This is a genomic window from Nostoc parmelioides FACHB-3921 (genome assembly GCF_014696625.1).
GTDB classification, from domain to species: domain Bacteria; phylum Cyanobacteriota; class Cyanobacteriia; order Cyanobacteriales; family Nostocaceae; genus Trichormus; species Trichormus parmelioides.
The window spans coordinates 14,177-37,262 of sequence record NZ_JACJQL010000003.1; the positions used below are offsets into that span (position 1 = coordinate 14,177).

Genomic DNA, 23,086 nt, shown 5'->3' on the forward strand with positions numbered 1-23,086 from the left:
TATCCAAACCCAGAAACCTAGACTAAATCGGACTTTCTTAATGACGAATTAGTATTAACGACGGATATATCTTCCACGCACAACTGGGCGGACGTATCTTCCACGCGCAACTGGACGGACGTATCTTCCACGCACAACTGGGCGGACGTATCTTCCACGCACAACTGGACGGACATATCTTCTCCGGACTACTGGACGAACATACCTTCTCCGCACACCCCGACGTTGAGCAAGTAAAAAACCTTCAGTTTGACCACTAATTAGGTTTGCATCTGCTTCAATACTTTGTTGATCAATACTATTGCTGATAGTGCTAGCTTTTGCTTCAGCGATAAAGGGGGGATAAACTAAGCTACAAAGCAATATGCCGATTGAAGATAGTTTGGCAACACTTTTCATTTTGTTAAGCTTTAGTAAAAAATTTATACCAGTGATAAACATAGAATTTTGGGAAATATCTATGTCTCTATCTTCAGAGCGATATTTTTGTTACCTATAAGTTCATCAAATAATAGAGAATCAACTCACACCACAGATATTACTTACCAATAAAGCCATCGTTGATGATGGGTGGGGACTAATTGTTGATAACGTCCCCAACCTATGTGAATCGTAGTTTTCTGGTTATCTACACAGTGTTAATTTCAGTGTCAGCTATGAATATTATCGATGCCAATCATACATTAATCGTCCATGACGATCGCGGACAAGTTCCCATCCTCCATGACGATAGTATTGACCGTGATAATTTACTCTACGGTGGTACCGATTACGATATCGTCCATGACGATAATAATGCCTATAATAATGCCGATTATGATAGCGCCGTCTGTGGTAATGACCTCTAACCCGTCTTCTTCCGTGATAACGCCTTCTGTATCGTCGGTGAGCTATTAATGTTTCTTTGTGTTCACCTTCGAGTAAGTTTGTTTCTGCTCCAATAGTTTGCTCATTCAAAGCATTATTGAGAGTATTCTCTTTAGCTTCAACTAATGTGGGCGGATAGATGAAAGCTAATAACAGAAACACGATTGAGGATAGCTTTTGGAAACGGTTCACGTCTTTGCTTTTCCTAAAATATCGGTAATAAGTTTAATAAATACTTGAAATTAGGAAATGATATAGTTCACACTTCACAAACCTGAATCACGTAAATGTAATGAAAGTACTAATTTTGAATGCTGGTTCGAGTAGCCAAAAGAGTTGTTTATATGAAATTCCCGATGATGCTCTCCTGACAGAAGCACCCCAGCCGCTTTGGGAAGGGAAAGTTAACTGGACTCAAGATAGAAGTGTGGCGGAAATTGAGGTCAAAACAGCCGGAGGTGAAACGCTAAATGAGTCTATTTATGGTGATTCTCGCCAAGCACACGTCACCTATATGCTCTATACTCTCAGTCGCGGTGCAACTAAGGTGATTGGTCAATTATCCGAAATCGATGTGGTGGGACATCGGGTGGTACATGGTGGGCAAAATTACCGCCATAGCGTAATTATTACTGAAGAAGTGAAACAGGCGATCGCTAAATTATCTAACCTTGCCCCAGCCCATAATCCTGCTGCTTTGGAAGGTATCGAAGCCATCGAAAAAAGCTTGGGCGATGTTCCCCAAGTAGCGGTCTTTGATACTGGCTTCCATGCTACTCTACCCGATGCCGCCGCTATTTATCCCGGCCCATATGAATGGGTGGAACAAGGTATCCGCCGCTATGGGTTTCATGGCATTAGTCACCAATACTGTTCGGCTCGTGCTGCTCAAATCCTTGGTAGAGATTTGGCATCTCTGCGGATAATTACCTGTCATTTGGGCAATGGTTGTTCTTTGGCCGCAATTAAAAATGGTCGCAGTATTGATACCACAATGGGTTTCACACCTTTAGATGGGTTGATGATGGGTAGTCGTTCCGGTTCCATCGATCCGGGGATCATTGTTCACTTAATGCGACAATCAGATTACTCTGCGGAAAGATTGGACTATGTTTTAAATAAAGCTTCGGGCTTACGCGGTATTTCTGGTGTATCCAGCGATTTACCCCAGGTGATAGAAGCCATTACCCAAGGTAACTACCGCGCCCAACTGGCGTGGGATATGTACGTACACCGGCTGCGTTCTGGGATTGGTTCCATGTTGGCGAGTCTGGGGGGTTTGGATGTGTTGGTGTTCACTGCCGGTATAGGGGAAAAATCCGCAGGTATTCGCCAAGCAGCTTGTGAAGCCTTTGGGTTTTTGGGGTTAAAACTCGACCCAGAAAAGAATCAAAACAAACCAGTAGATATAGATGTCGCCACTGCTGATTCTACAGTACGGGTGTTAGTAATTCATACTCAAGAAGATTGGGCGATCGCTCAACAATGTTGGCATTTGTTAAAAAGGTAAGCGGGAGAGTGAACGTATCATGAATTTACCTAGTAGTGGCCAGACATAACGTAAAGTAGGTTTGACAATTTCTGGTGTCAACCACGAAAGAATTAGCAACAACAATAAGTAAAGATTACTCAACTCCCCAACGCCATGAGAAATAATACCAGAAACACTACAAACGATAGCCCACGCCCAATTATCTATATTTTCACTTTTAATAGTAGTAAATCTTCGTAAAATTTTTACCAATACAGGACGGCTAAAAGCTATTGTGATAGTCGCACCTATCCAAGTGATTATTGATGTTAACCCATTAACAGAATGTGAACTATAAGCCAAAAAACCAGCAGGCACAATCGCCGCTATTTCCCAAACTAATAGATTCAACTTACTCCTCAAAGCGCCTAAAATTTGTTCTATAAGCCAATAGTGAGCGGTAACAATCTTCTGGCAATCAAAATTGTTATTTAGCAAGTCCCATTTAATTTTGTGCAGAATATCGCCATGAAATAGAACAACGCTTTGCAAAACACGTTCTTGTTTATGAGCATCAACAGATTGTAATTGCTCTTGTTGATAATAAGAGGTGAAAGTAAAACCAGGTTGTAAAGATGTGTTCTTTTGTAGAGATTTACTCCAAAAGGCTTGTAGAATATTTATTAAAAAAATAGTATAAGAATTGGTGACAGTTATACTAGTCGCATCTTTTTCTTTTTTTGTTGATACAACATTATGGCTAAAGCAAGTGTAATACCACAGAGGCAGTAAAAGCTTTAGCGGAATTTCCAGAGTAGTACCCTTGTTTTTAGCTTCTTGGATTTGTTCTACGACTTGCTGATTCAGGTAAAAACTATAATCATTTTGCTCGACCTGAAGTTGTAAAGTATTGCCTTGGGGGATTTGCAAGGGAATAGCAATGATAACATCAACAGGATTATTGGTTTGGCTCTTATTGTCTTCCATTGACAGCTAAATTTGCCATATTTCTTACTAAATTAATCATAAAATCTAGTACTCCATGCCATTGTTTTTCACCAGCAATTACACCCTCGTTGTGAACTTGCAGGATTAAGTTTTTTGTTTCTTCTGGTAAACTGAATAGGTCTTTATGATATCGAGTAATAATATCTCCATCTAACTGCATAACAGTTTGGGCGTAAATAGTATCAGTCTTGGTACTTGTCACATCTCCACCATCAAGAGCGGCTTTCAATTCAGCAATCTTCCGCAGAGTACGCACAAATTTATCATTAATCAAAAGCGTATGAATTTCTTGGCAATTTTGTTGCCATTCTTTTTGCCAGTTTTCGTTACTATTATCTGTATTTCCATTATCAATAACAGGAGCAGGAGAAGGTAATATAGGACGGGCTAATTCCACATATCGAGGGTCTGATTCAACTATATTTCCTTGTTTAATTTCTTTTAATAACGCCAAGCGTTTGTGATATTGTTCTACTTTTTCATTGTGAAGTTTTTCATCCTCAATAATTATGTAAAAATACTCTCTTTCAAGTTGAGCAAATAGACGTTGATAACGCTCTCGTAATGGGCTATCGTCAGGGATTCCTTTTACTTTAAAATAATCTTTATCGTGTATGGAATAAATTTCTTGATAAGCTTCCCAGGCACTAAATTTAGTCCCAGTGATGTTAGAAACAACCATAGTATTGACTTCTAAGGCCGTAATATCATCAACTAATATTTGTACAGATGATACAAATTTATCTAATAAATTTCTACATTTAATCTCAATAGTATCTCTTGTTTGATTACTATTTGTTAATTTACCATTATTAAATCTACTACCAAGCGCATTTGGATTCTCAAGAGCGTCCACACCTTGAGTTTTATTTTGCATAGCAATCACCCTTTATTATGCTGTCAAATTTTGCTATTAAGTGATACCTATAGGTAGAAATAGAGTCTAATTATTAACTCTCAAACCTACAACAATCTTCATAGTTGTACCGTTTTGCGTGAGTTATACATTTCCATCAGAATTTTATATATTTTCTGGACGCTTTCTATATTCTTCTGCATGATTTCTCGACTATCTTTCACTTGAACTAAATGGAAATTTAGTAGTTCGGCGTAAGGGCCACTAGCCAAGAACTGACTACCCACCTCGTTTTCTATATCTCCACTGATCAAATTAATTTTTGTGTAAATCCGGTTTCCTGGTTTAGCAACTTCAGTGATGTTATGTAGTTCTTCCTCTGATTGTGTTGATGGTTCTGCTACCCAAGTAGTGATTTCCAGTTCTACAACTTCAGCGATCGCCGACTTAATAGCATCAATAATTCTGTTAGCATCTAAGTTATTAGAGTCAAGATCCGTAATTATTGACTGGAAATCATCTCTTTCTGATTTCAGAATTTTACTTTTCTTTACTGATTCTTCCGTGACCGTAATTTCCATAATGTTATAAAAGACGAAGATTTTAAGTGCAGATCAGGTTTAATTCTAAGTGATGTTGGAAATTTTACTAAGTTTAGGTGAATAAAGTTAAGTAAATTTAACAAATGAGTTCAGCACATATTCGATAATACTTAGAAAAAATTTAAGTATAATAAAGCACTAGCTGCTCAGGTGCAGCGAAAATTTTTAAGTTGAAGTCATGTTAATTAATTGCCCACAAAACAGAATCTTGAAAGCTTCAGAATCCCGGTATCTTGGAGATAAGCTAATACGCGTCTAAGTTGCATAACTACTAATCATGGCTGTTAACTGGTAACTGTTCACTGTTCACTGTCAACTCTCAACTCTCAACAGTCAACAGCCCTCACGATGGATAGTGCAACTTCAAAGCAAAATAGCTTACTGGGACTCTCGTTTCTTACGAATCATATGTCTGAAGAATTTATCGTTGGTAGTAAAGTCCGTGTTGTGGCATTGCCGCCCTATATCAAAACCGCAGACCCCATGCCTATGCTACGCCCCCCTGATGTGATTCAACTTGGCGAAGAAGGCATTGTACTTGACCGTCGTCCTGGCGGATATTGGGGTGTCCGCTTTCGTAAAGGTGCATTTCTCATCGATAGCCAATATATTGAAAGTGTGGATAAGCTTCCAGAAAATGATGGTGTGTAAGGGTACAAGGATTATGAACTGGAATATCTATGACCCCAAGAATTGTAAACTTGTGTAAAGATATCATTCTTGTTTACATCATGATTTCCCGACGCAATTTTCTACACATTTTGCTTGTCAGCTGCTTTGCTATTATCAGCTGGTTAAATTTTGCCCCCACTGCTTATGCACTTGGGGGCAAACTCCCCGCTATCAACCAACCTGCACCCGATTTTACGTTACCAACCAATACAGGTGATGGTAAGCTTTCTCTTGCTGATTTGCGCGGTAAGTGGGTAGTTTTGTATTTTTACCCCAAGGACTTTACATCTGGTTGCACGATTGAAGCTCGTCGTTTTCAGCAAGATTTACCAACCTATCTGGATAAAAATGTCCAGATTATTGGTGTGAGTGCTGATGATATAGACTCCCATGCTGAATTTTGTGATTCCGAGGGTCTAAAATTTCCTTTGTTGGCTGATACTGATGGCGAAGTGAGTAAGGCTTACGGTTCTTGGATCGGTTTTGTATCTATGCGTCATAGCTTTATCATTGATCCACAAGGTATTCTCCGAGAGACTTTTGTCAAAGTTAACCCGTCTGTTCATAGCACAGAAGTTCTGGCTCGACTTGAAAAATTGCAGTCCGCAGCTTCTTGAACTTTATTACCGGAAATTTGGGTTTAAAACCTCCCCTTTCTCAGGGGACTTTCAACACTAATGTTTACAACCGTATCGGTATCACTCCAAAAGGAAGATAAAAGCTAATCTGCCTAGCTAAATTAATGGGTGCCTAAATTGCATAACTACTAATCAGGGCTGTTGACCGTTGACAGTTAACAGTTAACAGTTAACAGTTAACAGCCCTCACGTATAGATTGTGCAACTTAAAAGCACAATAGCTGAAAGATAACGGCAAAAACTGGGCTTATTATCTTAAAAACACCGAATCATCAACGGATTCCATCATTATCAATAGCGCTGTATATACCATCAGGGGCAAGTCCCAACCAAGGGTCAGAATTAGGAGTTAGAAATAGTTGAGCATATACTTTCTCATTGAGTATTGCCACGTCATTAGTCTGATTACCTTCCACAAACCATTGATGAATTTGGCTGTGTAGCATATATTCATTTCTGACTGTATCTAAAGCCATTACTGACTCAAAGTTTTTTACCAATTGCTGTACATTAGCTGCTTTAGTTTTAGCTCGTATCAAAGCAACGCTGTTTTGATCTAGCTTAGTATCAGCTATGTAAAGTTGAGCTATTTTGTTCCAAGATTCCTCATCTGTGATTTTTGCCAACGTCTCCCGACTGTTAGTAGGCTGAATAGTCCTAAGTAAGGGACGCTCTACAGCCATCTTAGAAACTGCCAAAGAACCTGCTAACTCTGCGGTTGGTGGCTGATTTGTGTTATTTGGTGATTCTGTCAACCGGGGAAAAGAATTAATTCCCAGTTGAGATAAATCTGCTGTCCATTGGGTTTGGATTGCTTGCAGGCGATCGCTGTGATATTTTTTTAAAAAAGCATCACGATTGGCAACAGGAAGCTGGTGATACTCTTGCGCTACTAATTCAGCTTGTTGTAGTTTTTGTAAAAAGGCTTTAGGGCTGTAAAGTCCAGGTATAGCATCAATAGGACGACCAGACTCATCCAACACATAATGAATGCTATTACCTGTAATCGTCCGTTCTAGCTTCCGACCATCACCAAAGTCGATTGTAACCTTTGGTACAGGACGCACTGATTGCCAGTGTAAAATAAAACGGTCTTGCAACAGATGAGAAATTTCTGCATTGGGATATAGTGCAACACGGAAGAACCGACTATTAGCACAACTCAAATCCTGATCAAGCTTACCTAACAACCGCAAAGATAAAATCGGCTTACCACTAGCCTGAGCTGCTGCTTTAGCTTGTTCTATGTCAGTGTACCAGTAAAGACGAGAAGCATAACAATCTCGTTGCTGGCAGAGTGCATCTAAAGCTTTTCTGACTTGGGGGTTATGAAGTTGATTGCTATGGGATTTAAGAAATATTTGCAACCCCTTTGTTCCCTGTTTTCGTAATCTTGCTACTTCCTGAGATAGTTGAGATGCTTGATTCACAGGAATTCCTGCATCAGCAGCCGGTAAAAAACTCAAGCCGATTATCATCAAGATACAGGCATTTCTGAGGTTGATAAATTTCATATATTTAATATACACAGTGTGGATGTAAATACTCAAAAAAATACACAATAAAATCAGAATTTCTCAAGTATATTTAACTTTTTGAATACATTATTTGATACATATACAGAAAATTTAATTAAATTATCATTCCTTTAAAAAAGAAAAAAAATATTGTCAATTGTATTACAGCTAACACTTGAAATCCCTACAGCCAAAAGAATCTTCTAGAATTAAGAAAGGTGATAAGTACATATACCAACGGAGGAAACAAGAACTCATGGCTGGTGGCGAGTCTCAGACCCCTGTTACTCTGTCAGACAGAGAACTGCAAATTATCGACTTAGTGGCCGCTGGCTTAACTAACCAAGAGATTGCAGCAAAACTGGAAATTAGCAAACGCACAGTTGATAATCACATTAGCAACATCCTCGACAAGACGCGAACGGAAAACCGAGTAGCGCTAGTCCGATGGGCTTTACAGTGGGGTAAGGTCTGCTTGAATGACGTTAACTGTTGTTCTCTACCAAACCAGAACGACTGACAAAAGTTAATGGCGTGTGGCAAACGCCATTGATTGAGTGCATCTAGCACAGCGACGAATGTTGTCTGGTAATACAGATAATTTTGATGGTTTACTGATTGTTTTCTCCTCACGCATCTTTCATTTGTGAACCTCTAGCGCAAGTCTGATAAACGTCAGCATCAAGCAGTTATTGCTCAACAGAGTGGTGATAAAGGTATGAAGGATAATGGGTAAGTGTTTAAAACCATTATTCCTTCATACCTCCACTTTGGGATGAGCGTCAGCATTGAACAGATTTCCTACGGGACGCTACACTTAGCGTTTTATAGAGCATCGCGTTAGACTCGATGGGCGGCGACTTAAACTTATGTCAATAGACCTTGAAAAAATCATCAACAAAAATTAGCAACAATCCCTAGCTTCAAGCGTTACATTTGTAAGAAGTTTATATTGCTCCATTAACTTGGGAGCAGTGTTCTTATGGATACCTCTGCTTATGTTCAAGGTAGCTCGTCTCCCTTTGATTTTCTAAATTTCAACTTGACAACACCTCAACCTCAACAGGACGCTGACCTACTAAAAAATCTGTCTTTTATCCCAGGGTTGAAAGAAATCTTGATGTTGCGTCAGGTTCACGCCCTCGAACACGCCACCGTTTGGGTGTTGAGTGAAACTAGAAACACTCAAACGCCCATAAGTAGACCAAGCCCAGTTCAAGTTGATAACGAGCTACTAGGTGGTTTGTCTACAGACCAAGGCTTTTACCTCTACGGAGAGGTGAATATTAGCAATTTGCGGCGTGCTGTCACCCTTGCTCTCCACCGCCTAACAAATGGTGAATGGGATTTAGCCGTACATCCCCGGTGCGGTACGAACTTATCAGTGGCTATGCTGCTTACTGCTGGACTAGCAGTGGGTGTAAATCTCATGTTACCGTTCCGCCCTGTGGAACAATTGATAGGCTTAGGATTGGCAGCTAGCACCGCATCTGAACTTGCACCCGATTTAGGCTTAATAGCACAGCGATACATTACCACTGCGATTCCTTTTAACTTGGCAGTAGACAATATTACTATTTCCCGTGATGTTTGGGGTCGCCAAGGGCATTTTATTAAGGTGATATGGCGAGAGAGTCATTAGTCAAGTCGCTGCGCTCCAATTCAAAATTCAAAATTCAAAATTCAAAATTAAATACCTCACGGATAAATCTGGGGGCTTGAATTAATGCTGTTTCACTTTTTTTCTTCTCCATAAATAAATTTAGGGGCTTGTATCCTTTTTTCTTTGGTAATTAGTTACTATCCTCATCCCTAGTACCCATTTCCTAATGCGAAAACTTTATTTTTTAGTCCCAGGAACTGACGGCAAATTTGCTTGTGGTGGTCTTTGGGCAGAGTTAAAAACATTTAAATTGGCGCAGCAAATTTGCCATGCCGAGGTTGTAACTTACCGCCAAAGAGAAGTCGGAAAATTATTTCTTGATGAACTGTTAAAAGAAAAAAATTTAGATGACGTAATCTTTGTAATTAGCTGGGGTTTTGATATAGCCAAATTAGCGGCGAAACTCAAGCAACACAATGTGGTTTATCATGCTCATAGTGCAGGTTATAAGTTCAGCCTACCTGCAAGTATTCCCATCATTACGGTGAGTCGTAACACTCTAGGATATTGGGGGCAAAAATCCCCTAATTCTCTCATTTATTATCTACCTAATGAGATTAGTCCTGAATTTAAAAATTTATATATAGAAAGAGATATAGATGTTTTAGTTCAGGCAAGAAAATCTTCTCAATATTTGATAAAACAACTCATTCCAGCGTTAAAAGAAAAATGTCAAGTCGAGGTAGTTAATTCTTATGTTGAGGATTTACCTGGGCTATTTAATCGCGCTAAAGTTTATCTTTATGATTCTGCGGAATACTGGGCGCAACAGAATGTTAGTGAAGGTTTTGGGTTACAACCAATGGAGGCATTGGCTTGTGGGTGTCAGGTTTTTTCTAGTGTTAATGGTGGATTGGCAGATTATTTAGATCCTGGTTTTAATTGTCATAAAATATCTGGTTATTCCCAAGAATATGATGTCCAGCGTATTTTCAAGGTCATAAATTCTTCCATGTCAGCAAGTTTATCAGAAGATTTCTTTGTTGAGTATCGGATGGAAACTATTCTGAAGCGGTTGCAAGTAATTCTAGGGGAACTGAACGAATTTTTTGACCACAAAAAATATCATGCAAGTAACATACCTAGCTTAACAAAAAGAAGATTAGTCAAACTTTTTATCAATAGAATTTATGGTAAATTCCAAAAGAAATATTTTCAGGGTTTGTAGGGAATTTTAGTAAAATACTAAGTGATGGCTACATCCTCTTCACCTGTGTTTCAGAAAGCCTACAAAAAGATGGTAATAGTAGTTGTAGTTATTAATACGATGATTTCCGTAGTGCTACTTTATGTAGCTTGGCGGGTTTGGCAGTTGAGAAGACTGATAGCATTTGTTGCCGATCGCCTCATCGATTATGAGCGCTGTAGTCATGATTTACTATATAAAGCACCGGAAAATATTTATCTCGGCCAGCAAAATCTTCAAAATATGCGGTTGAGTAACCAAAGTTTACAGATCCAAATTCAGCAAGTAAGGCAAATTGTCAGTTTATTATTGCTTGGTCAACGCACTTGGGGGCGTTATGTTCGCAAACCAGTCTCCATATCACCAAAATGAAGCCTGTAGGATCAAATCACGCATAAAAGCAACATTTTTGGTTGATATATTGTCACGCTAAATTAATCAGATAAAATCGCCGGTGTTTTTCAAGAGGCGAAAACCACCTAAAATAAGTGTAAGGAGAGAAACAATATAAGATGTCTAATAACCGTTCTGGAACATTTATTGGCGGTATGATGCTGGGAGCTACCATTGGTGCTTTAGCAGGGCTACTTGCTGCTCCACGCACAGGACGCGAAACTCGTAAACTTTTGAAAAAGTCTGCTGATGCTATCCCCGAATTAGCAGAAGATTTATCAACAAGTGTACAAATTCAAGCAGATCGACTGTCTACCAACGCTTTGCGAAATTGGGATGAAACTTTAGATAGATTACGGGATGCGATCGCAGCTGGTATGGATGCTAGTCAGCGCGAAAGCCAAGTCTTGAAGCGCCAACAAGCTACTCCAGACGCTGATTCTCTTGCCCAAGAATTAGAAACCCCGTAATTATGAAACAGAAATACATACAGTAAACCTTGTTTTCCTGTGTAGGTACAAGCCTAGTCGTAGATTATTTGAATTTTTATTGCCGTGGTTGAACCCCTGTTTTGGTTGGGACTGTCAATTGTCTTAGTCGCTACCAGCTTGACTGCTGTTTTGGTAGCGGCCATACCCGCTTTGCAGGAATTAGCACGGGCAGCCCGCAGTGCTGAAAAGTTATTTGATACCCTCTCCAGGGAATTACCACCTACACTAGAAGCCATCCGCACAACAGGCTTGGAAATTACAGATTTAACCGAAGATGTTAGCGAAGGTGTCAAAAGTGCCAGTCAGGTTGCAAGACAAGTTGACCAAAGTCTAGATGGCGCGAGAAAACAAGCTCAAAATCTGCAAGTAGGTACACGCAGCATATTTGTTGGTGTCAAAACCGCCTGGAAAACCTTTACGAGACAAAAACCTACAAGAAGAGCAATTGAGCGTTTATCTATTACAGAACCGTCCTCTTTTGCTGTCCGAGAACGAGAAGCACTGAAATCAGAAAATCGCCTCCCCAAAGCAGAAATATACCGGAGTCATGATGGTTACAGTGAAGCTTCTAACTGGAACAACGGCATTGATGAGGAGGAATATTTCTAGGACTTACGCATGAAAACGAAATATCAAGGGTTTGGAGAAGGGTATAGGGGTATAGGGGTATAAATTTTTGAGACCCTTACACCCTTACACCCAGTCTCAACAGAAAATCTGGGTGCGTAAGTTTTAATCTCTAGTCAATAGTCATTCGCTACATCCCCTAAGAATAATCTTTGCTTTCATCCCTAAGATTAGAGTAAAGTAAACAAGTGTAACAAACTATCACTTTTCTCATACTCTTTTGAAGTAACTTGTTCACTTTTACTGTTGATATTTGTATAAGAACGTCCATGCAGTCTCGTTTTTGGCGACGAATTTTAGTATCTATTACAGTATTTTTCTTGGCTGGGTCACTTTGGGTAATGAATTCCCCCTCTGCGCTGGCTTACGACAATCCTGAGTTGTTACCTAAGTTTTTCACACCAGTTGTAGACCTAGCTAAAACACTCCCAGATCCGCAAGAAGAAAAGCTAGTCGAAGACATAGAGCAATTTGAGGCTGATACTGGTTGGAAACTACGTGTACTAACTCAGTATGACCGCACTCCCGGTAGGGCTGTAATTAATTATTGGGGTTTGGATGATAAAAGCATTCTCCTAGTTGCTGACTCCCGTGGCGGGAACATCCTCAGTTTTAGCGTTGGTGATGCAGTTTATGAACTGTTACCCCGGACTTTTTGGATAGAACTACAAACCCGCTTTGGGAATTTGTATTTTGTCCGAGAACAAGGAGAAGACCAAGCAATTTTACAAGCGTTAGATTCAGTTAAAGGCTGTTTACTGAAAGGTGGTTGTAACGTTGTACCTGGGCTACCAAGGGAACAGTGGATTTTAACCTTAATTACATCCGTTATTGGTGGAATTATTTGTGGCTTTGCTGGACAACCCCGCAAGGAAGGACAAATTTTTGCTTGGCAATGGGCTTTAATTTTCTCACCATTGTGGGGAATTTTGTTTATAGCCTTTGGTATTGGGCCTGTGGTAACACGCACAAGTGACTGGCTACCTCTAGTTCGTAATTTCTCTGGTTTCTTCATTGGGGGTTTAGTGGCTTACTTATCCCCTGTTTTTAGTCGTCCTTCGTCTAATGCTAATTCGTAGATAGGGATGGGGGACAAAAAAGTAAAAAGGTAAAAGATTTTTTCTTTTGTCTTGGACTGGGGATTGGGAAGGATATATTACTATAGGAATCATGTTTGATTTTTGAAAATATCTAAGTATCTGTAGGGTGGGCAATGCCCACCAAAACCATGATATGGTGGGCAATGCCCACCCTACTTATATTTCAGAAATCAAATACTAGTGAAGAAGACGCGATGAATCGCGTCTCTACAAATGGTTTATTTGTCCCCTTCTTTTTTCAAATTGGTATTACTTAGCGATCGCCCAAACTGATAAGCTGAAGGCTAGTCTCTGAGAATTGAATAGCAATGGAATGGCACGTAAGTGATGCTCAAAGTTTAGCAATTATCGATAGTGAAATTGGCGATCATGTGTTCTCGCCAGCAGAATATGAAATTGTTCGCCGTGTAATTTACGCTACGGCTGATTTTGAGTATAAATCTTTAATCAGATTTTCTGAGCGTGCTTTACAAGCTGGAGCCGCCGCATTGGCAGCACGAACTACTATTGTGGTAGATGTACCAATGGTGCAAACAGGTATTGCTTACGATATTCAAAAGACCTTTGCTAACCCAGTTTTTTGCAGTACAGAAGCTTTGACTCGTCCCCAAATAGAAAAAACTCGCGCTGCATGGGGAATTGAAACCTTAGCCAAACGCTATCCAGAAGGTATTTTTATCGTAGGTCAAGCGCCAACAGCTTTAACTACATTAGTGGATTTAATTGAAGCAGAAGAGATTAACCCAGCTTTAATCATTGCTACTCCCGTAGGGTTAGGAGATATAGAAGATGCTAAAAGGCGCTTGCAAGACTCTTTAGTTCCTAATATCACAATCGACAGCCGTAAAGGTAATGCTGTTGTGGCAGCTGCGATCGCCGATGGTTTGATAGACTTGGCTTGGCAAGCTTATGGGCAGAAGAGGGAGTGAATCAATTCAAAATTCAAAATTCAAAATTCAAAATTCAAAATACCCTACGGGAAGCTAAAGCTACAAAATTCAAAATCTCCCCTGCTCCCCTGCTCCCCTGCTCCCCTGCTTCTTCTCTCTCTCTACTCCTCAGTTCTGCGTCTGCGGCGTGGTTTATCTTGTCTGTCTGGGCGTAAACGGCTGCTAACTTCGTTAAAGAAATCCCTGCGTAGATAGGGATAATCGTTTACCCAGAGGTCGCGGCTGGGGATATACACATCACTAAATTCTTCGATTCTGCTTAGGTCAGGACGATTGGATAAGACAATCATCTCAGCAATTTGACCACGGGCGATGGCTTTATGGAAAGGACGTAGGGGTGCTTCTAACTCGACACTAAATCCTGTGTCGTCGCCTACCTCAATATTGATCCGTTTTTCTCGGTTTTCGACAATTACCAATTCGCCTTTGCTGTTGACAGTTTCTTGTTTACCCATCAACTTATCTGTAATCCACCAATCCAAAATGCGCCCACGGAAAAAGCCACTGTATTTGTAACGGCGGCATTTTGCATTCCTTAGGCTAGCCTGAAGTACGGGATACCACATCCAAAAAAAGGCGGCGAATACTCCTAAGAAGAAGACGATAAGGCCAAACTCCAAGCGAAAAACTGACCTAATCAGGAGAATCACAACTACGGATACTACAGAAGCTAGCAGGCGTTGCAAAAAGTTGGAAAACTTTCCCCAGTAGTACTTATACTGCGGGCCAGTGGCAATTAAAGGAATTAGTTGTTCAAATTTCTGGCGAGTCAGTGGAACTAACATGAGTGGGGAATGGGGAGTTTGAAGTTTAAAGGATCTTTTCTAAACCATATACTAACGACTTTAGCTGTAAGACTTTGCGAATCGCAAGTAAAACTCCTGGCATATAGCAGGCGCGATCGCTTGTATCATGGCGTAATGTATAAATTTGTCCTGGTGCGCCAAAAATTACTTCTTGATGGGCTATTAGTCCGGGTAGGCGGACGCTATGAATTCTAATTCCTTCCCCGGCTAAACTACCTCTAGCTCCGGCTATTTTTTCTGTCTCTTCCACAATAGCAGAGTTAAAAGTTTTACCTAATTCTGCTAGTAACTCGGCTGTCTGAATAGCTGTACCACTGGGTGCATCGGCTTTTTGATTGTGGTGCAGTTCGATAATTTCTACATGGTCAAAATATTGTGATGCGGTGACGGCTGCTTGTTGTAACAACACCATACCTATGGAGAAGTTAGGAATAATCAGACAGCCAGTGCTGGCTTTTTCGGCAAAATCAGCCAAATTTTGAATTTGTGCTGGGCTTAATCCTGTAGTACCTACAACCGGACGAATGCCATAGGCGATCGCACTGCGTACATTATCATAAACTGAGTCAGGATGAGTAAAGTCTACTATGACCCCTGGAGGCCCCTGTCTTTCTCCTGCGACATAACCCAGCATTGGTTCTAGTTGGTTTGTGATGGGAACTTCTAGAGGTTCGCTTAAACCTGCTAATTCTCCTGCATCTTTACCTTGATGTTCTGGACTGCTGTCAATTGCACCCAATAAGTTTAAGTCTGGTGCTTGGGATACTGCTTTGACTACTTCACGTCCCATTTTGCCAGCAGCACCATTGACAATAACTGGGATAGGAGCTTGATTTGTCATAACTCTTTCTGATTTTACCGATTACCAATCCCCACAGATATTATCAGTTTTTCCACGTAAATGATCTCAGCAATATAATCAACCCAAGTAGGCTTTTTTCACGCGCTCATCATTAATTAAGTCGGATGCTGCACCTGATAAGGTAATAGAACCAGCTTCCAAAACATATCCTCTATCAGCGATTTGTAGGGCTAAATTAGCGTTCTGCTCTACAAGTAAAATAGTCACACCAGTAGCACGCAGATTTTCAATAATCGAGAATATTTCCTTAACTATCGCAGGCGCTAAACCCAAGCTAGGCTCATCTAAAAGCAAAAGTTGTGGTCTACTCATTAAAGCACGAGCGATCGCCAACATTTGCTGTTCTCCTCCACTGAGAGTTCCCGCTAGTTGATTTTGTCGTTGTGCCAACCTGGGAAATAACTCAAATTGTTGTTTAATATCGGCTTTAATCTCTGTTTGATTGGAGCGAATATACGCACCCAAGAGTAAATTATCTAAAATCGTTTGCTTGGCTAATACCCTCCGCCCTTCTGGACAATGGGCAATACCGAACTTCACAACTTCATGGGGTAGACGGCGAGTAATATTGCGTCCACTATAAATAATTTGCCCATTTTTAGGAGTAACTATCTTCGATATCGCCCTTAATGTTGTACTTTTACCTGCACCATTTGCACCAATTAATGTAACAACCTCACCTTTTTGAATAGTTAAATTAATCTTTTTCAGAGCTTGAATACCGCCATAGTTAACATCAAGTTCCTGAATTTCTAAAATTTTAAAATCTTGTCTATTTTTATATCGGCTTTCATCTGCGTTCATCGGCGGTTTAAATCTAAAAATATTGAGCTTAACATAATATCTAACATACATTAATATTAGTGAATTAGTCATAGATATTTCCAGTTACGTGAAGTACATAAATAAGATTTTTTAACACAGAGGTACGCGGAGATTGGCCAATTTTATTAGCGGTGTACTAAGTATCTCAGCAGGTTAGTAAACGCTAGAGAATCATTGCTGGCATTTTTTGCTAGCTTTGTGTTAGAGACTCCTTTAGTACAGCAAATCATGAGGTGGGATATGGCAATATTGCGAGAATCGCCTTGGTATCAAGAAATCCTTGCTGAAGGTGAAAAACGTGGACTACAGCAGGGACTACAGCAGGGTATGCAACGTCAGTTAATACGGCTGTTAGAACGGCGTTTTGGTGAAATTCCTCAAGAGTTAACAGCAAGGCTAGAAGGGGAGACTGTAGAGCGATTAGAAAACCTGATGGATAGTGCGATCGCTGTTAGTTCATTAGCAGAATTTCAGCAGACTTATTCATTGCCCAAATAAGCCTCAATTACAGCCGGATCATTCCTGACTACAGATGGTTCACCTAAAGCAATTAATTGTCCAAAATCTAATACAGCAATCCTGTCACACAAACCCATGACTAGAGGTACGTGATGCTCAATTAAAATGATAGTTAAATTGAAGCGATCGCGGATCTCACGAATAAAATCACTCAATTGCTGTTTCTCACTGGGATTCATCCCCGCCGCAGGTTCATCGAGTAGTAATATTTGCGGTTCTAAGGCTAAAGCACGGGCAATTTCTAAGCGCCGTTGATCACCGTAGGCAAAGTTTCGGGATTTCTCTTGGGCGCGATCGCTCAATCCCACCATCTCTAATAATTCTAAAGCTTTCTCTCTACTGCGAGCTTCTTCTTTAGGTGCTGGTGGTAATCCTAAAACACCTGTAAATATAGTACTTTTAGTATGTAAATGACGGGCAATTATCACATTTTCGAGTGCCGATAATTCCCCAAACAAGCGAATATTTTGGAATGTCCGCGCAATCCCCAAACTAGCAATTTCATGAGGACGTAGTTGAGCAATTGCTTTATTTTGATAAATTAATTCACCACTGGAAAGTGGAATTAAAGCTGTAATTAAATTAAACAGTGTAGTTTTACCTGCACCATTAGGCCCTATCAAACCAAAAATTTCATAGTGATTAACTGTAAAAGATACATTATTTACCGCTACTAAACCACCAAAGCGGCGTGTGAGTGACTTTGCTTCTAATATAACTCTACTTTTATCTAGGCTCATCTATTTTTAGGCTTACCGAATTTAAAAATATCTGGAGTTACCAAACCTTGGGGGAAGAAAATAGTACCTATAACTATTAACAACCCAAAAATAATTAACCTACCGTCCCGGAGAAATTGAGCTAACCAAGTAGGGAAGCCACCTGTATCAGCTAGTCCGCGTAAAACCTCTGGTAAAGCTGTAAATACCATACCGCCAACAACTGAACCTAAAAAGGTTCTGGAACCGCCAATTAAAACAAAAGTGAGGTAGATAATACTAGCATCAAATGTCCCTTGTCTGGCATTCCAAGTATTAAGAAAATGCGCGCTAATTACACCCACAATACCAGCAAGCATAGCCCCTAAAGTAAATGCTAAAACTTTGTAATAAGTGGGATTAATCCCCATCGCCCCGGCTGCTAATTCATCTTCACGAATGGCAGTAAAAGCTCTACCTACTCGCACCCGTTCTAAACGGTAAAATAGCACCATACTAATTAATAGTAGTGGCAAAGCAATCCATAAATATTCGATTGGTGTTTGGAAGGGTTGAGGGATACCAAAAATGCCGACAGCACCCCCTGTAATATCTAAGTTTAAGGAGAGAACGCGTAAAACTTCCACAAAAGCGATAGTAGCGATCGCCAAATAAATTCCCCGCAAGCGTAAAGCTGGAATGCCGACAGCTATCCCCAATAAACCAGAGACGACAGCAGCAATTAACATCTCCAATAAAAGTAGCGGTATAGGAAATGAATTACTGTTAGTTTGAAAAACTTTGGTTGATAAAATCGCGGCAATATAACCACCTAAAGCATAAAATCCAGGGCTTGCTAAAGATAATTGCCCAGCCATAAGAGGTAAGTAAAGTGATAATCCCAGTAGCGCCCCCAACACCATAGAGACAATAAGAGAACCATAGGTGGATAAAAATTCAGCCATTTTAAATTGCTTTTATAAAACTTTAAGCTGTTAATATTTGCTCTGCGGTTAATGTTAGTTCAGGAAAGGTTTTTGATATAATACGCTCAGAACCTTTAAAAGATGTGCGCTCATAGTTGCCACTACTATTTAATAGAAAGACAAATACAGTCGGCTCTTTTGGTGTTCCTAAATATTTTCTATCTCCAATTGCCAAATAATCCACAATCCAATATTCTTGAATACCTAATCTTTGATATTCATCCAACTTATCAATATAGTCATCTTCCCAATTAGTTGATGTCACTTCTACAGCCAATTGAATGGGTTGCTCAAGTGCAGAATAGGCTGAACGATTTGACCGCCATAAATCCCTATCAATTACACTAACATCCGGTTTGCGCCCTTGTTCTATGCCATCAGCCGTTGTAGTTCTAAAAACGGCTGTATTCTTGACGACATAATTCAAATTAAGACTTTTAATTTGCTCTTTAAAAGAGTCAGCTATAAAGTCAGCGACATCATCATGATTTATAGTTGAACGCACTTCTATAATTTCTCCATCTACAAGTTCATAAAAACCTTCCTCTGGACATTTATCGAGAAATTGATCAAAGGTTAATTTTTGTCCTGCGATTGCTGTCATGGCTTGTTACCTCAGACTTTCTGAATAAACCGACGACCTAATAATCCTTGGGGTCTAACTAATAGCATGATAAACAAAATGCCGAAAGCTACAGCGTCTTTATAACCAGAGTAATCAGAGGGAACCAGCGCCTCAACCACGCCAATCAGTAAACCTCCCAGCACTGCGCCAGGAATGCTACCTAAGCCACCCAAAACAATCACCGCTAAACCCCGTAACCCAAAGCCAATCCCAAAATAAGGGCCTGCAATGCTTACACTAGAGGCGACTAGAGTTCCCGCCAAGCCAGCGAGAAAACTGCTGATAAAAAAAGTTAAGACAATAAAGCGATCGCTATTGATACCTAATAAACTAGCAGTAGTGGCATCTTCAGCGATCGCCTGCATCGCTTTACCATATTTAGTTCGATTAATAAAATAGGTAAGAATCGCCACAATTACGACTGATACAGTAAAAATTACCACCTGTACGCTGCGAATAGGAATGGGCTTTTCCAAAGTTCCAAAGTTAAAGGCTGGGGGTAAATTCCCAAAAGTATTTGCCGGAAATGTATAACTTTCTGCACCTACTAAATATTGAATTAGGTTCACAATTACCACTGCTACCCCTAAGCTGGAAACCACGGTTAGTAAGGTGTCAGATCCTTTTTTTCGCAAAGGTTGAAAAGCAATTCTTTCCATTGCTACTCCCACTAAACCGGCTAAACTACTGCCAATAATCAATGCCATAGCAAATGGTAATTGTATCGGCAGAGTAGCGTTAGCCAGCAAACCATTAAACCCAAACCTACCACCCATAAGAGCATAAGTAAAATATGCTCCCAGAGTAAAAATTGCTCCATGTGCTAAGTTAATAATTCCCAAAATGGAATACACCAATGTATAACCTAAGGCAAAAATTGCATAAACACTGCCGATAGATAACCCATTCAATAATTGTTGTAAAAATACACTAATATCCATTTAAGTTTGTCATTAGTCAGTTGTCAGTTGTCATTAGTCAACAGTCCATAGTGATTATTTACTTCCCCTACTTTTTCCCTTCCTCTACTCTCAATTTTCTATTTCAAAAATGTAAATTTACCTTGACTACCATCCTTTTCCATTTTAATTTGAGCTACATAAAAATCTTGTTGTACAACTTCACCAATTGGTGTAAAACTAATTTCTCCTAATGGTGTATTGTATTTACCTGTTAGTAGCTGTTTGTTCAATTCTGTACGTAACTCTGGTAACTGTATTTTATTAACTTTGTTTCTGGTATCTAATGCTTTGAGAGATTCTACATATACTTGTACTGCGGCAAAAGCTTGAGCGCTAAATTGGGGCGGTTCTTTCTTATATTGATTAACGTAGGCTTGGCGAAATGCCTGATTAATTTCACCCGTATATTCTGGACTATAAGCTTGAGCAATTAACACACCATCACAAAGTGCTTTACAAACTGCGAAAACATTTGAGGTATTTAAACCATTACCACCAATAATTGCACCTTGATAACCCAATTCACGCAACTGCCTGACTAAGTTTCCACCATCGGCAGCTAGTCCAGAAATAATCACCAAATCAGGTTTTAAATTAATCGCATTAGTCGCCTGGGATTGAAAGTCAGTGTCGGTAGTTTGGAATTTTTGTACTGTTACTAATTCCAGCCCTTGCTCCTTAACAGTTTGTTGAAAAATTTCGGTTTCTGATTTGCTAAAAGCATCATTTTGAGCGAAGAAAACCGCGACTTTTTTAATGTTGGGATTTTGCTTAAGTGCAGCTTTGACTGAATTGGGTGCAACTACAGAAACAGGTGCAGAAACTCGCGCCACATAATCACCGATTTCTGGTATGCCTTTTGCTGTATTTGATGGCCCAATAACTGGGACTTTTGCTCTTTCAGCAATAGGATTAGCACTAAAGGCTTGTTGGGATAATGTAGGCCCCACAATACCTACGACTTTATCTTTATTAATGAGAGTTTGAAAAGCATTAATTGTTCCAGCTTCATCACCAGCTGTATCTTGAAAAATTAGTTTAATTGGAGTACCGTTAACTCCACCTTTATCATTGAAATACTTTTCAGCAATTTTAGCTCCAGCGACTTGTTCTTGACCAAGTAGAGCTACATTACTAGTTTGTGCTAGGGCGATGCCAATGGGAATAGTATTGTTATCGCCTGTTGTGGTAACGTTTGTTGTAGTATTGGTTGTGTTATTTGGAGAATTGTTAGTCGAATTTGTATCTGTGTTAGCACCACCACAAGCTGCCAGAAAAAAAGTACAAGCAGAGAATAATGCTGTGGTATATGCAAAAGTTATTTTCATTTTTGTGTTGATATAAAACAATTTACGAGAGTTTTATTAAATCATCTTTCTCCTTTGGGAGAAAGTACTTTCTGAACTGTTATTAACAATACAGGATCAGAATATCTTTTCGCTATGCTCTTTTCTCTAGTCCCTAAAAATATAAATGTATAGATAAAATCGATATTTCTTTCATACTGATGTAACCTAGCAATCTGGGATTTTTTTAGTAATTTTGTACTATAATATACTGGTATTCAAAAGCTGAAATACAAGTTTTCTATCGAACTACTGTATGCTGAATGACGGCAAAAAATCCTTAATAAACCAAGCTAACGCTCTTTATCGACATGGTGACGTTTTGCTTAGGCGGATTAATAGCATTCCCAATGCTGCCCAAAAACGAGTAGGTACAACTCTGGCTCATGGTGAAGTGACAGGACATAGCCATCGCATACGGGAATCTCATGGTGTGCAGGTGTGGGTATATGGTAGCGAGATGTTTCTAGAAGTTAAACAAGCCAGTGCTACCTTGATTCATGAAGAACATCGAGCAATTGAATTACCCCAAGGGCTGTACCGCGTTTGGAGACAACGGGAATACCGTCCTGATGCTTACGTGGAGGTAGAAGATTAATGCTGAACATGATGTCAGGGGGGCGTATCCCGAAGAAGCGATCGCCACAACATCCCCAGGAAAATCATCAGCCTGTATCGCCTCAACTGGGGCGAAAACTCATCCTTGAACACCGTGCATGGGAGGGGATACGCGTTTTAGGGCATCTGGATTTAAGCGGTGCGACAGAACTTGGCAATTTACCAGAAAATCTCACCTGTGAAAGTCTAGATATTAGTGGCTGTGTGAACTTAGTCAATCTTCCCCCAGGTCTTCATGTCACCCGTTGGATTGAGTTGGCTGGAAGTGGAATTAAAAGTTTAGGCTTGGGACATGGTTTCGTGTTGCGCTGGCGAGGTGTAGAGGTAAGCGATTACATAGCCTTTGAATCTCAGTCCATCACCGGGCAAGATATCCTCAAAATAGAGAACGTTGAATTACGGCGAGTGCTAATTGAGCGTCTGGGATACGAAACATTTTTGCAGCAAGTGGGGGGATTAGTACGCGATCGCGACAAAGATGCTGGCGGGGAACGTCAACTAGTCTACATTCCCTTTGAAGATGATGAAGCTCTCATGGTCTTAAAGGTCACTTGTCCCTCCACAGGACACATTCACATCCTGCGCGTCCCTCCCCAGATGCAGAGTTGCCATCAAGCAGCAGCCTGGGTGGCTGGTTTTGACAACCCAGACGACTATCATCCCCTGATAGAGGCTTGATTGGGTGAAAAAGACGCGATTTATCGCGTCTCTACAGTTGGTTTATTTGTCGCTTTCTTTCTGCAAATTGGTATCAAAAACAGCTTGTATTAACCAATAAACTAATTAGCCAAACTTGAT

The 23,086-nt window shown here is 40.1% G+C and carries 29 protein-coding genes; 16 read left to right on the forward strand and 13 right to left on the reverse strand.

The genetic code is table 11. The features are described 5' to 3' along the window. Positions 1 to 54 precede the first annotated feature (54 nt). Positions 55 to 399 carry a hypothetical protein gene (locus H6G14_RS03465; RefSeq protein ID WP_242053337.1) on the reverse strand — a complete coding sequence of 115 codons (345 nt, stop codon included), beginning with the start codon at positions 397 to 399 and terminating at the stop codon, positions 55 to 57. Between the two features lie 257 nt (positions 400 to 656). On the opposite strand from H6G14_RS03465, the gene H6G14_RS03470 reads away from it, so the two are divergent. Beyond that, positions 657 to 848 carry a hypothetical protein gene (locus tag H6G14_RS03470; RefSeq protein WP_190565755.1) on the forward strand — a complete coding sequence of 64 codons (192 nt, stop codon included), beginning with the start codon at positions 657 to 659 and terminating at the stop codon, positions 846 to 848. A gap of 311 nt (positions 849 to 1,159) precedes the next feature. Beyond that, positions 1,160 to 2,377, forward strand: a complete 1,218-nt coding sequence (locus H6G14_RS03475) for an acetate kinase (protein WP_190565756.1) — start codon at positions 1,160 to 1,162, stop codon at positions 2,375 to 2,377. Here the strand turns inward: H6G14_RS03475 and H6G14_RS03480 are convergent. From H6G14_RS03480 to H6G14_RS03490, 3 genes are all read right to left on the reverse strand, one after another. Next, a complete protein-coding gene (locus H6G14_RS03480) occupies positions 2,366 to 3,325 on the reverse strand; it encodes a hypothetical protein (protein WP_190565757.1) in 960 nt (319 codons plus the stop codon). The genes H6G14_RS03475 and H6G14_RS03480 overlap by 12 nt on opposite strands. After that, positions 3,312 to 4,223 (reverse strand): hypothetical protein, encoded by a 912-nt coding sequence (locus H6G14_RS03485; protein ID WP_190565758.1) that lies wholly within the window; start codon positions 4,221 to 4,223, stop codon positions 3,312 to 3,314. The genes H6G14_RS03480 and H6G14_RS03485 overlap by 14 nt, the downstream gene beginning before the upstream one ends. Before the next feature lie 98 nt (positions 4,224 to 4,321). After that, complete coding sequence (locus H6G14_RS03490; RefSeq protein ID WP_190565759.1) at positions 4,322 to 4,783, reverse strand: hypothetical protein; 462 nt, start codon at positions 4,781 to 4,783, stop codon at positions 4,322 to 4,324. Between the two features lie 429 nt (positions 4,784 to 5,212). Between H6G14_RS03490 and sipA the strand changes: the two genes are divergently transcribed. Both sipA and H6G14_RS03500 read left to right on the forward strand, forming a co-directional pair. Then, positions 5,213 to 5,455, forward strand: a complete 243-nt coding sequence (gene sipA, locus H6G14_RS03495) for a regulatory protein SipA (protein WP_190565760.1) — start codon at positions 5,213 to 5,215, stop codon at positions 5,453 to 5,455. 80 nt (positions 5,456 to 5,535) lie between these two features. Continuing rightward, positions 5,536 to 6,093, forward strand: coding sequence for a peroxiredoxin (locus H6G14_RS03500; protein ID WP_190565915.1), 558 nt, complete (start codon positions 5,536 to 5,538; stop codon positions 6,091 to 6,093). A 293-nt stretch (positions 6,094 to 6,386) separates the two neighbouring features. Here the strand turns inward: H6G14_RS03500 and H6G14_RS03505 are convergent, their stop codons facing one another. Continuing rightward, positions 6,387 to 7,628, reverse strand: a complete 1,242-nt coding sequence (locus tag H6G14_RS03505) for a hypothetical protein (protein WP_190565761.1) — start codon at positions 7,626 to 7,628, stop codon at positions 6,387 to 6,389. A 259-nt stretch (positions 7,629 to 7,887) separates the two neighbouring features. On the opposite strand from H6G14_RS03505, the gene pedR reads away from it, so the two are divergent. The 9 genes from pedR to H6G14_RS03550 all read left to right on the forward strand — a co-directional run bounded on the left by pedR (position 7,888) and on the right by H6G14_RS03550 (position 14,020). Further along, positions 7,888 to 8,151 (forward strand): photosynthetic electron transport-dependent transcriptional regulator PedR, encoded by a 264-nt coding sequence (gene pedR, locus H6G14_RS03510; RefSeq protein ID WP_010996707.1) that lies wholly within the window; start codon positions 7,888 to 7,890, stop codon positions 8,149 to 8,151. Between the two features lie 462 nt (positions 8,152 to 8,613). After that, entirely contained in the window at positions 8,614 to 9,273 is a 660-nt protein-coding gene (locus tag H6G14_RS03515; protein ID WP_190565762.1) for a DUF6391 domain-containing protein, read from the forward strand. 187 nt (positions 9,274 to 9,460) lie between these two features. Then, positions 9,461 to 10,462 carry a glycosyltransferase gene (locus H6G14_RS03520; RefSeq protein ID WP_190565763.1) on the forward strand — a complete coding sequence of 334 codons (1,002 nt, stop codon included), beginning with the start codon at positions 9,461 to 9,463 and terminating at the stop codon, positions 10,460 to 10,462. 69 nt (positions 10,463 to 10,531) lie between these two features. Continuing rightward, a complete protein-coding gene (locus H6G14_RS03525) occupies positions 10,532 to 10,852 on the forward strand; it encodes a hypothetical protein (RefSeq protein WP_190565916.1) in 321 nt (106 codons plus the stop codon). Between the two features lie 140 nt (positions 10,853 to 10,992). Further along, positions 10,993 to 11,343, forward strand: a complete 351-nt coding sequence (locus H6G14_RS03530; RefSeq protein WP_010996703.1) for a YtxH domain-containing protein — start codon at positions 10,993 to 10,995, stop codon at positions 11,341 to 11,343. 84 nt (positions 11,344 to 11,427) lie between these two features. Then, on the forward strand, positions 11,428 to 11,973 hold the full coding sequence (locus tag H6G14_RS03535) for a DUF948 domain-containing protein (RefSeq protein WP_190565764.1): 546 nt from the start codon (positions 11,428 to 11,430) through the stop codon (positions 11,971 to 11,973). A 287-nt stretch (positions 11,974 to 12,260) separates the two neighbouring features. Next, positions 12,261 to 13,070, forward strand: a complete 810-nt coding sequence (locus H6G14_RS03540) for a TPM domain-containing protein (protein WP_190565765.1) — start codon at positions 12,261 to 12,263, stop codon at positions 13,068 to 13,070. A gap of 134 nt (positions 13,071 to 13,204) precedes the next feature. After that, the gene (locus H6G14_RS03545; RefSeq protein ID WP_190565766.1) at positions 13,205 to 13,348 is read left to right on the forward strand and encodes a hypothetical protein; all 144 of its coding nucleotides are present in this window, start codon (positions 13,205 to 13,207) and stop codon (positions 13,346 to 13,348) included. A 51-nt stretch (positions 13,349 to 13,399) separates the two neighbouring features. Continuing rightward, entirely contained in the window at positions 13,400 to 14,020 is a 621-nt protein-coding gene (locus tag H6G14_RS03550; protein WP_190565767.1) for a precorrin-8X methylmutase, read from the forward strand. Positions 14,021 to 14,142: 122 nt separating this feature from the next. Here the strand turns inward: H6G14_RS03550 and H6G14_RS03555 are convergent, their stop codons facing one another. The 3 genes from H6G14_RS03555 to H6G14_RS03565 all read right to left on the reverse strand — a co-directional run bounded on the left by H6G14_RS03555 (position 14,143) and on the right by H6G14_RS03565 (position 16,513). Further along, the gene (locus H6G14_RS03555; protein WP_190565768.1) at positions 14,143 to 14,826 is read right to left on the reverse strand and encodes a phosphate ABC transporter permease; all 684 of its coding nucleotides are present in this window, start codon (positions 14,824 to 14,826) and stop codon (positions 14,143 to 14,145) included. A 25-nt stretch (positions 14,827 to 14,851) separates the two neighbouring features. Continuing rightward, positions 14,852 to 15,688, reverse strand: coding sequence for a 4-hydroxy-tetrahydrodipicolinate reductase (gene dapB, locus H6G14_RS03560; RefSeq protein WP_190565769.1), 837 nt, complete (start codon positions 15,686 to 15,688; stop codon positions 14,852 to 14,854). A gap of 78 nt (positions 15,689 to 15,766) precedes the next feature. Then, complete coding sequence (locus H6G14_RS03565) at positions 15,767 to 16,513, reverse strand: ABC transporter ATP-binding protein (RefSeq protein WP_190565917.1); 747 nt, start codon at positions 16,511 to 16,513, stop codon at positions 15,767 to 15,769. Positions 16,514 to 16,708: 195 nt separating this feature from the next. On the opposite strand from H6G14_RS03565, the gene H6G14_RS03570 reads away from it, so the two are divergent. Continuing rightward, positions 16,709 to 17,032, forward strand: a complete 324-nt coding sequence (locus H6G14_RS03570; RefSeq protein WP_242053338.1) for a DUF4351 domain-containing protein — start codon at positions 16,709 to 16,711, stop codon at positions 17,030 to 17,032. On the opposite strand, the gene H6G14_RS03575 is transcribed toward H6G14_RS03570, so the two are convergent. The 5 genes from H6G14_RS03575 to H6G14_RS03595 form a co-directional block, all read right to left on the reverse strand. Further along, positions 17,014 to 17,793, reverse strand: coding sequence for an ABC transporter ATP-binding protein (locus H6G14_RS03575; RefSeq protein ID WP_190565770.1), 780 nt, complete (start codon positions 17,791 to 17,793; stop codon positions 17,014 to 17,016). The two genes, H6G14_RS03570 and H6G14_RS03575, sit on opposite strands and share 19 nt — an antisense overlap. Then, positions 17,790 to 18,716, reverse strand: a complete 927-nt coding sequence (locus H6G14_RS03580; protein WP_190565771.1) for a branched-chain amino acid ABC transporter permease — start codon at positions 18,714 to 18,716, stop codon at positions 17,790 to 17,792. The genes H6G14_RS03575 and H6G14_RS03580 overlap by 4 nt, the downstream gene beginning before the upstream one ends. A gap of 22 nt (positions 18,717 to 18,738) precedes the next feature. Next, complete coding sequence (locus H6G14_RS03585) at positions 18,739 to 19,341, reverse strand: Uma2 family endonuclease (RefSeq protein WP_190565772.1); 603 nt, start codon at positions 19,339 to 19,341, stop codon at positions 18,739 to 18,741. Positions 19,342 to 19,352: 11 nt separating this feature from the next. After that, positions 19,353 to 20,303: a branched-chain amino acid ABC transporter permease gene (locus H6G14_RS03590; RefSeq protein ID WP_190565773.1), complete on the reverse strand. Its 951-nt coding sequence runs from the start codon at positions 20,301 to 20,303 to the stop codon at positions 19,353 to 19,355. 98 nt (positions 20,304 to 20,401) lie between these two features. Continuing rightward, positions 20,402 to 21,652 carry an ABC transporter substrate-binding protein gene (locus H6G14_RS03595; RefSeq protein WP_190565774.1) on the reverse strand — a complete coding sequence of 417 codons (1,251 nt, stop codon included), beginning with the start codon at positions 21,650 to 21,652 and terminating at the stop codon, positions 20,402 to 20,404. 274 nt (positions 21,653 to 21,926) lie between these two features. On the opposite strand from H6G14_RS03595, the gene H6G14_RS03600 reads away from it, so the two are divergent. Beyond that, on the forward strand, positions 21,927 to 22,268 hold the full coding sequence (locus H6G14_RS03600) for a hypothetical protein (RefSeq protein ID WP_190565775.1): 342 nt from the start codon (positions 21,927 to 21,929) through the stop codon (positions 22,266 to 22,268). After that, positions 22,268 to 22,966 (forward strand): DUF6745 domain-containing protein, encoded by a 699-nt coding sequence (locus H6G14_RS03605; protein WP_190565776.1) that lies wholly within the window; start codon positions 22,268 to 22,270, stop codon positions 22,964 to 22,966. The genes H6G14_RS03600 and H6G14_RS03605 overlap by 1 nt, the downstream gene beginning before the upstream one ends. The last annotated feature ends 120 nt before the right edge of the window (positions 22,967 to 23,086 follow it).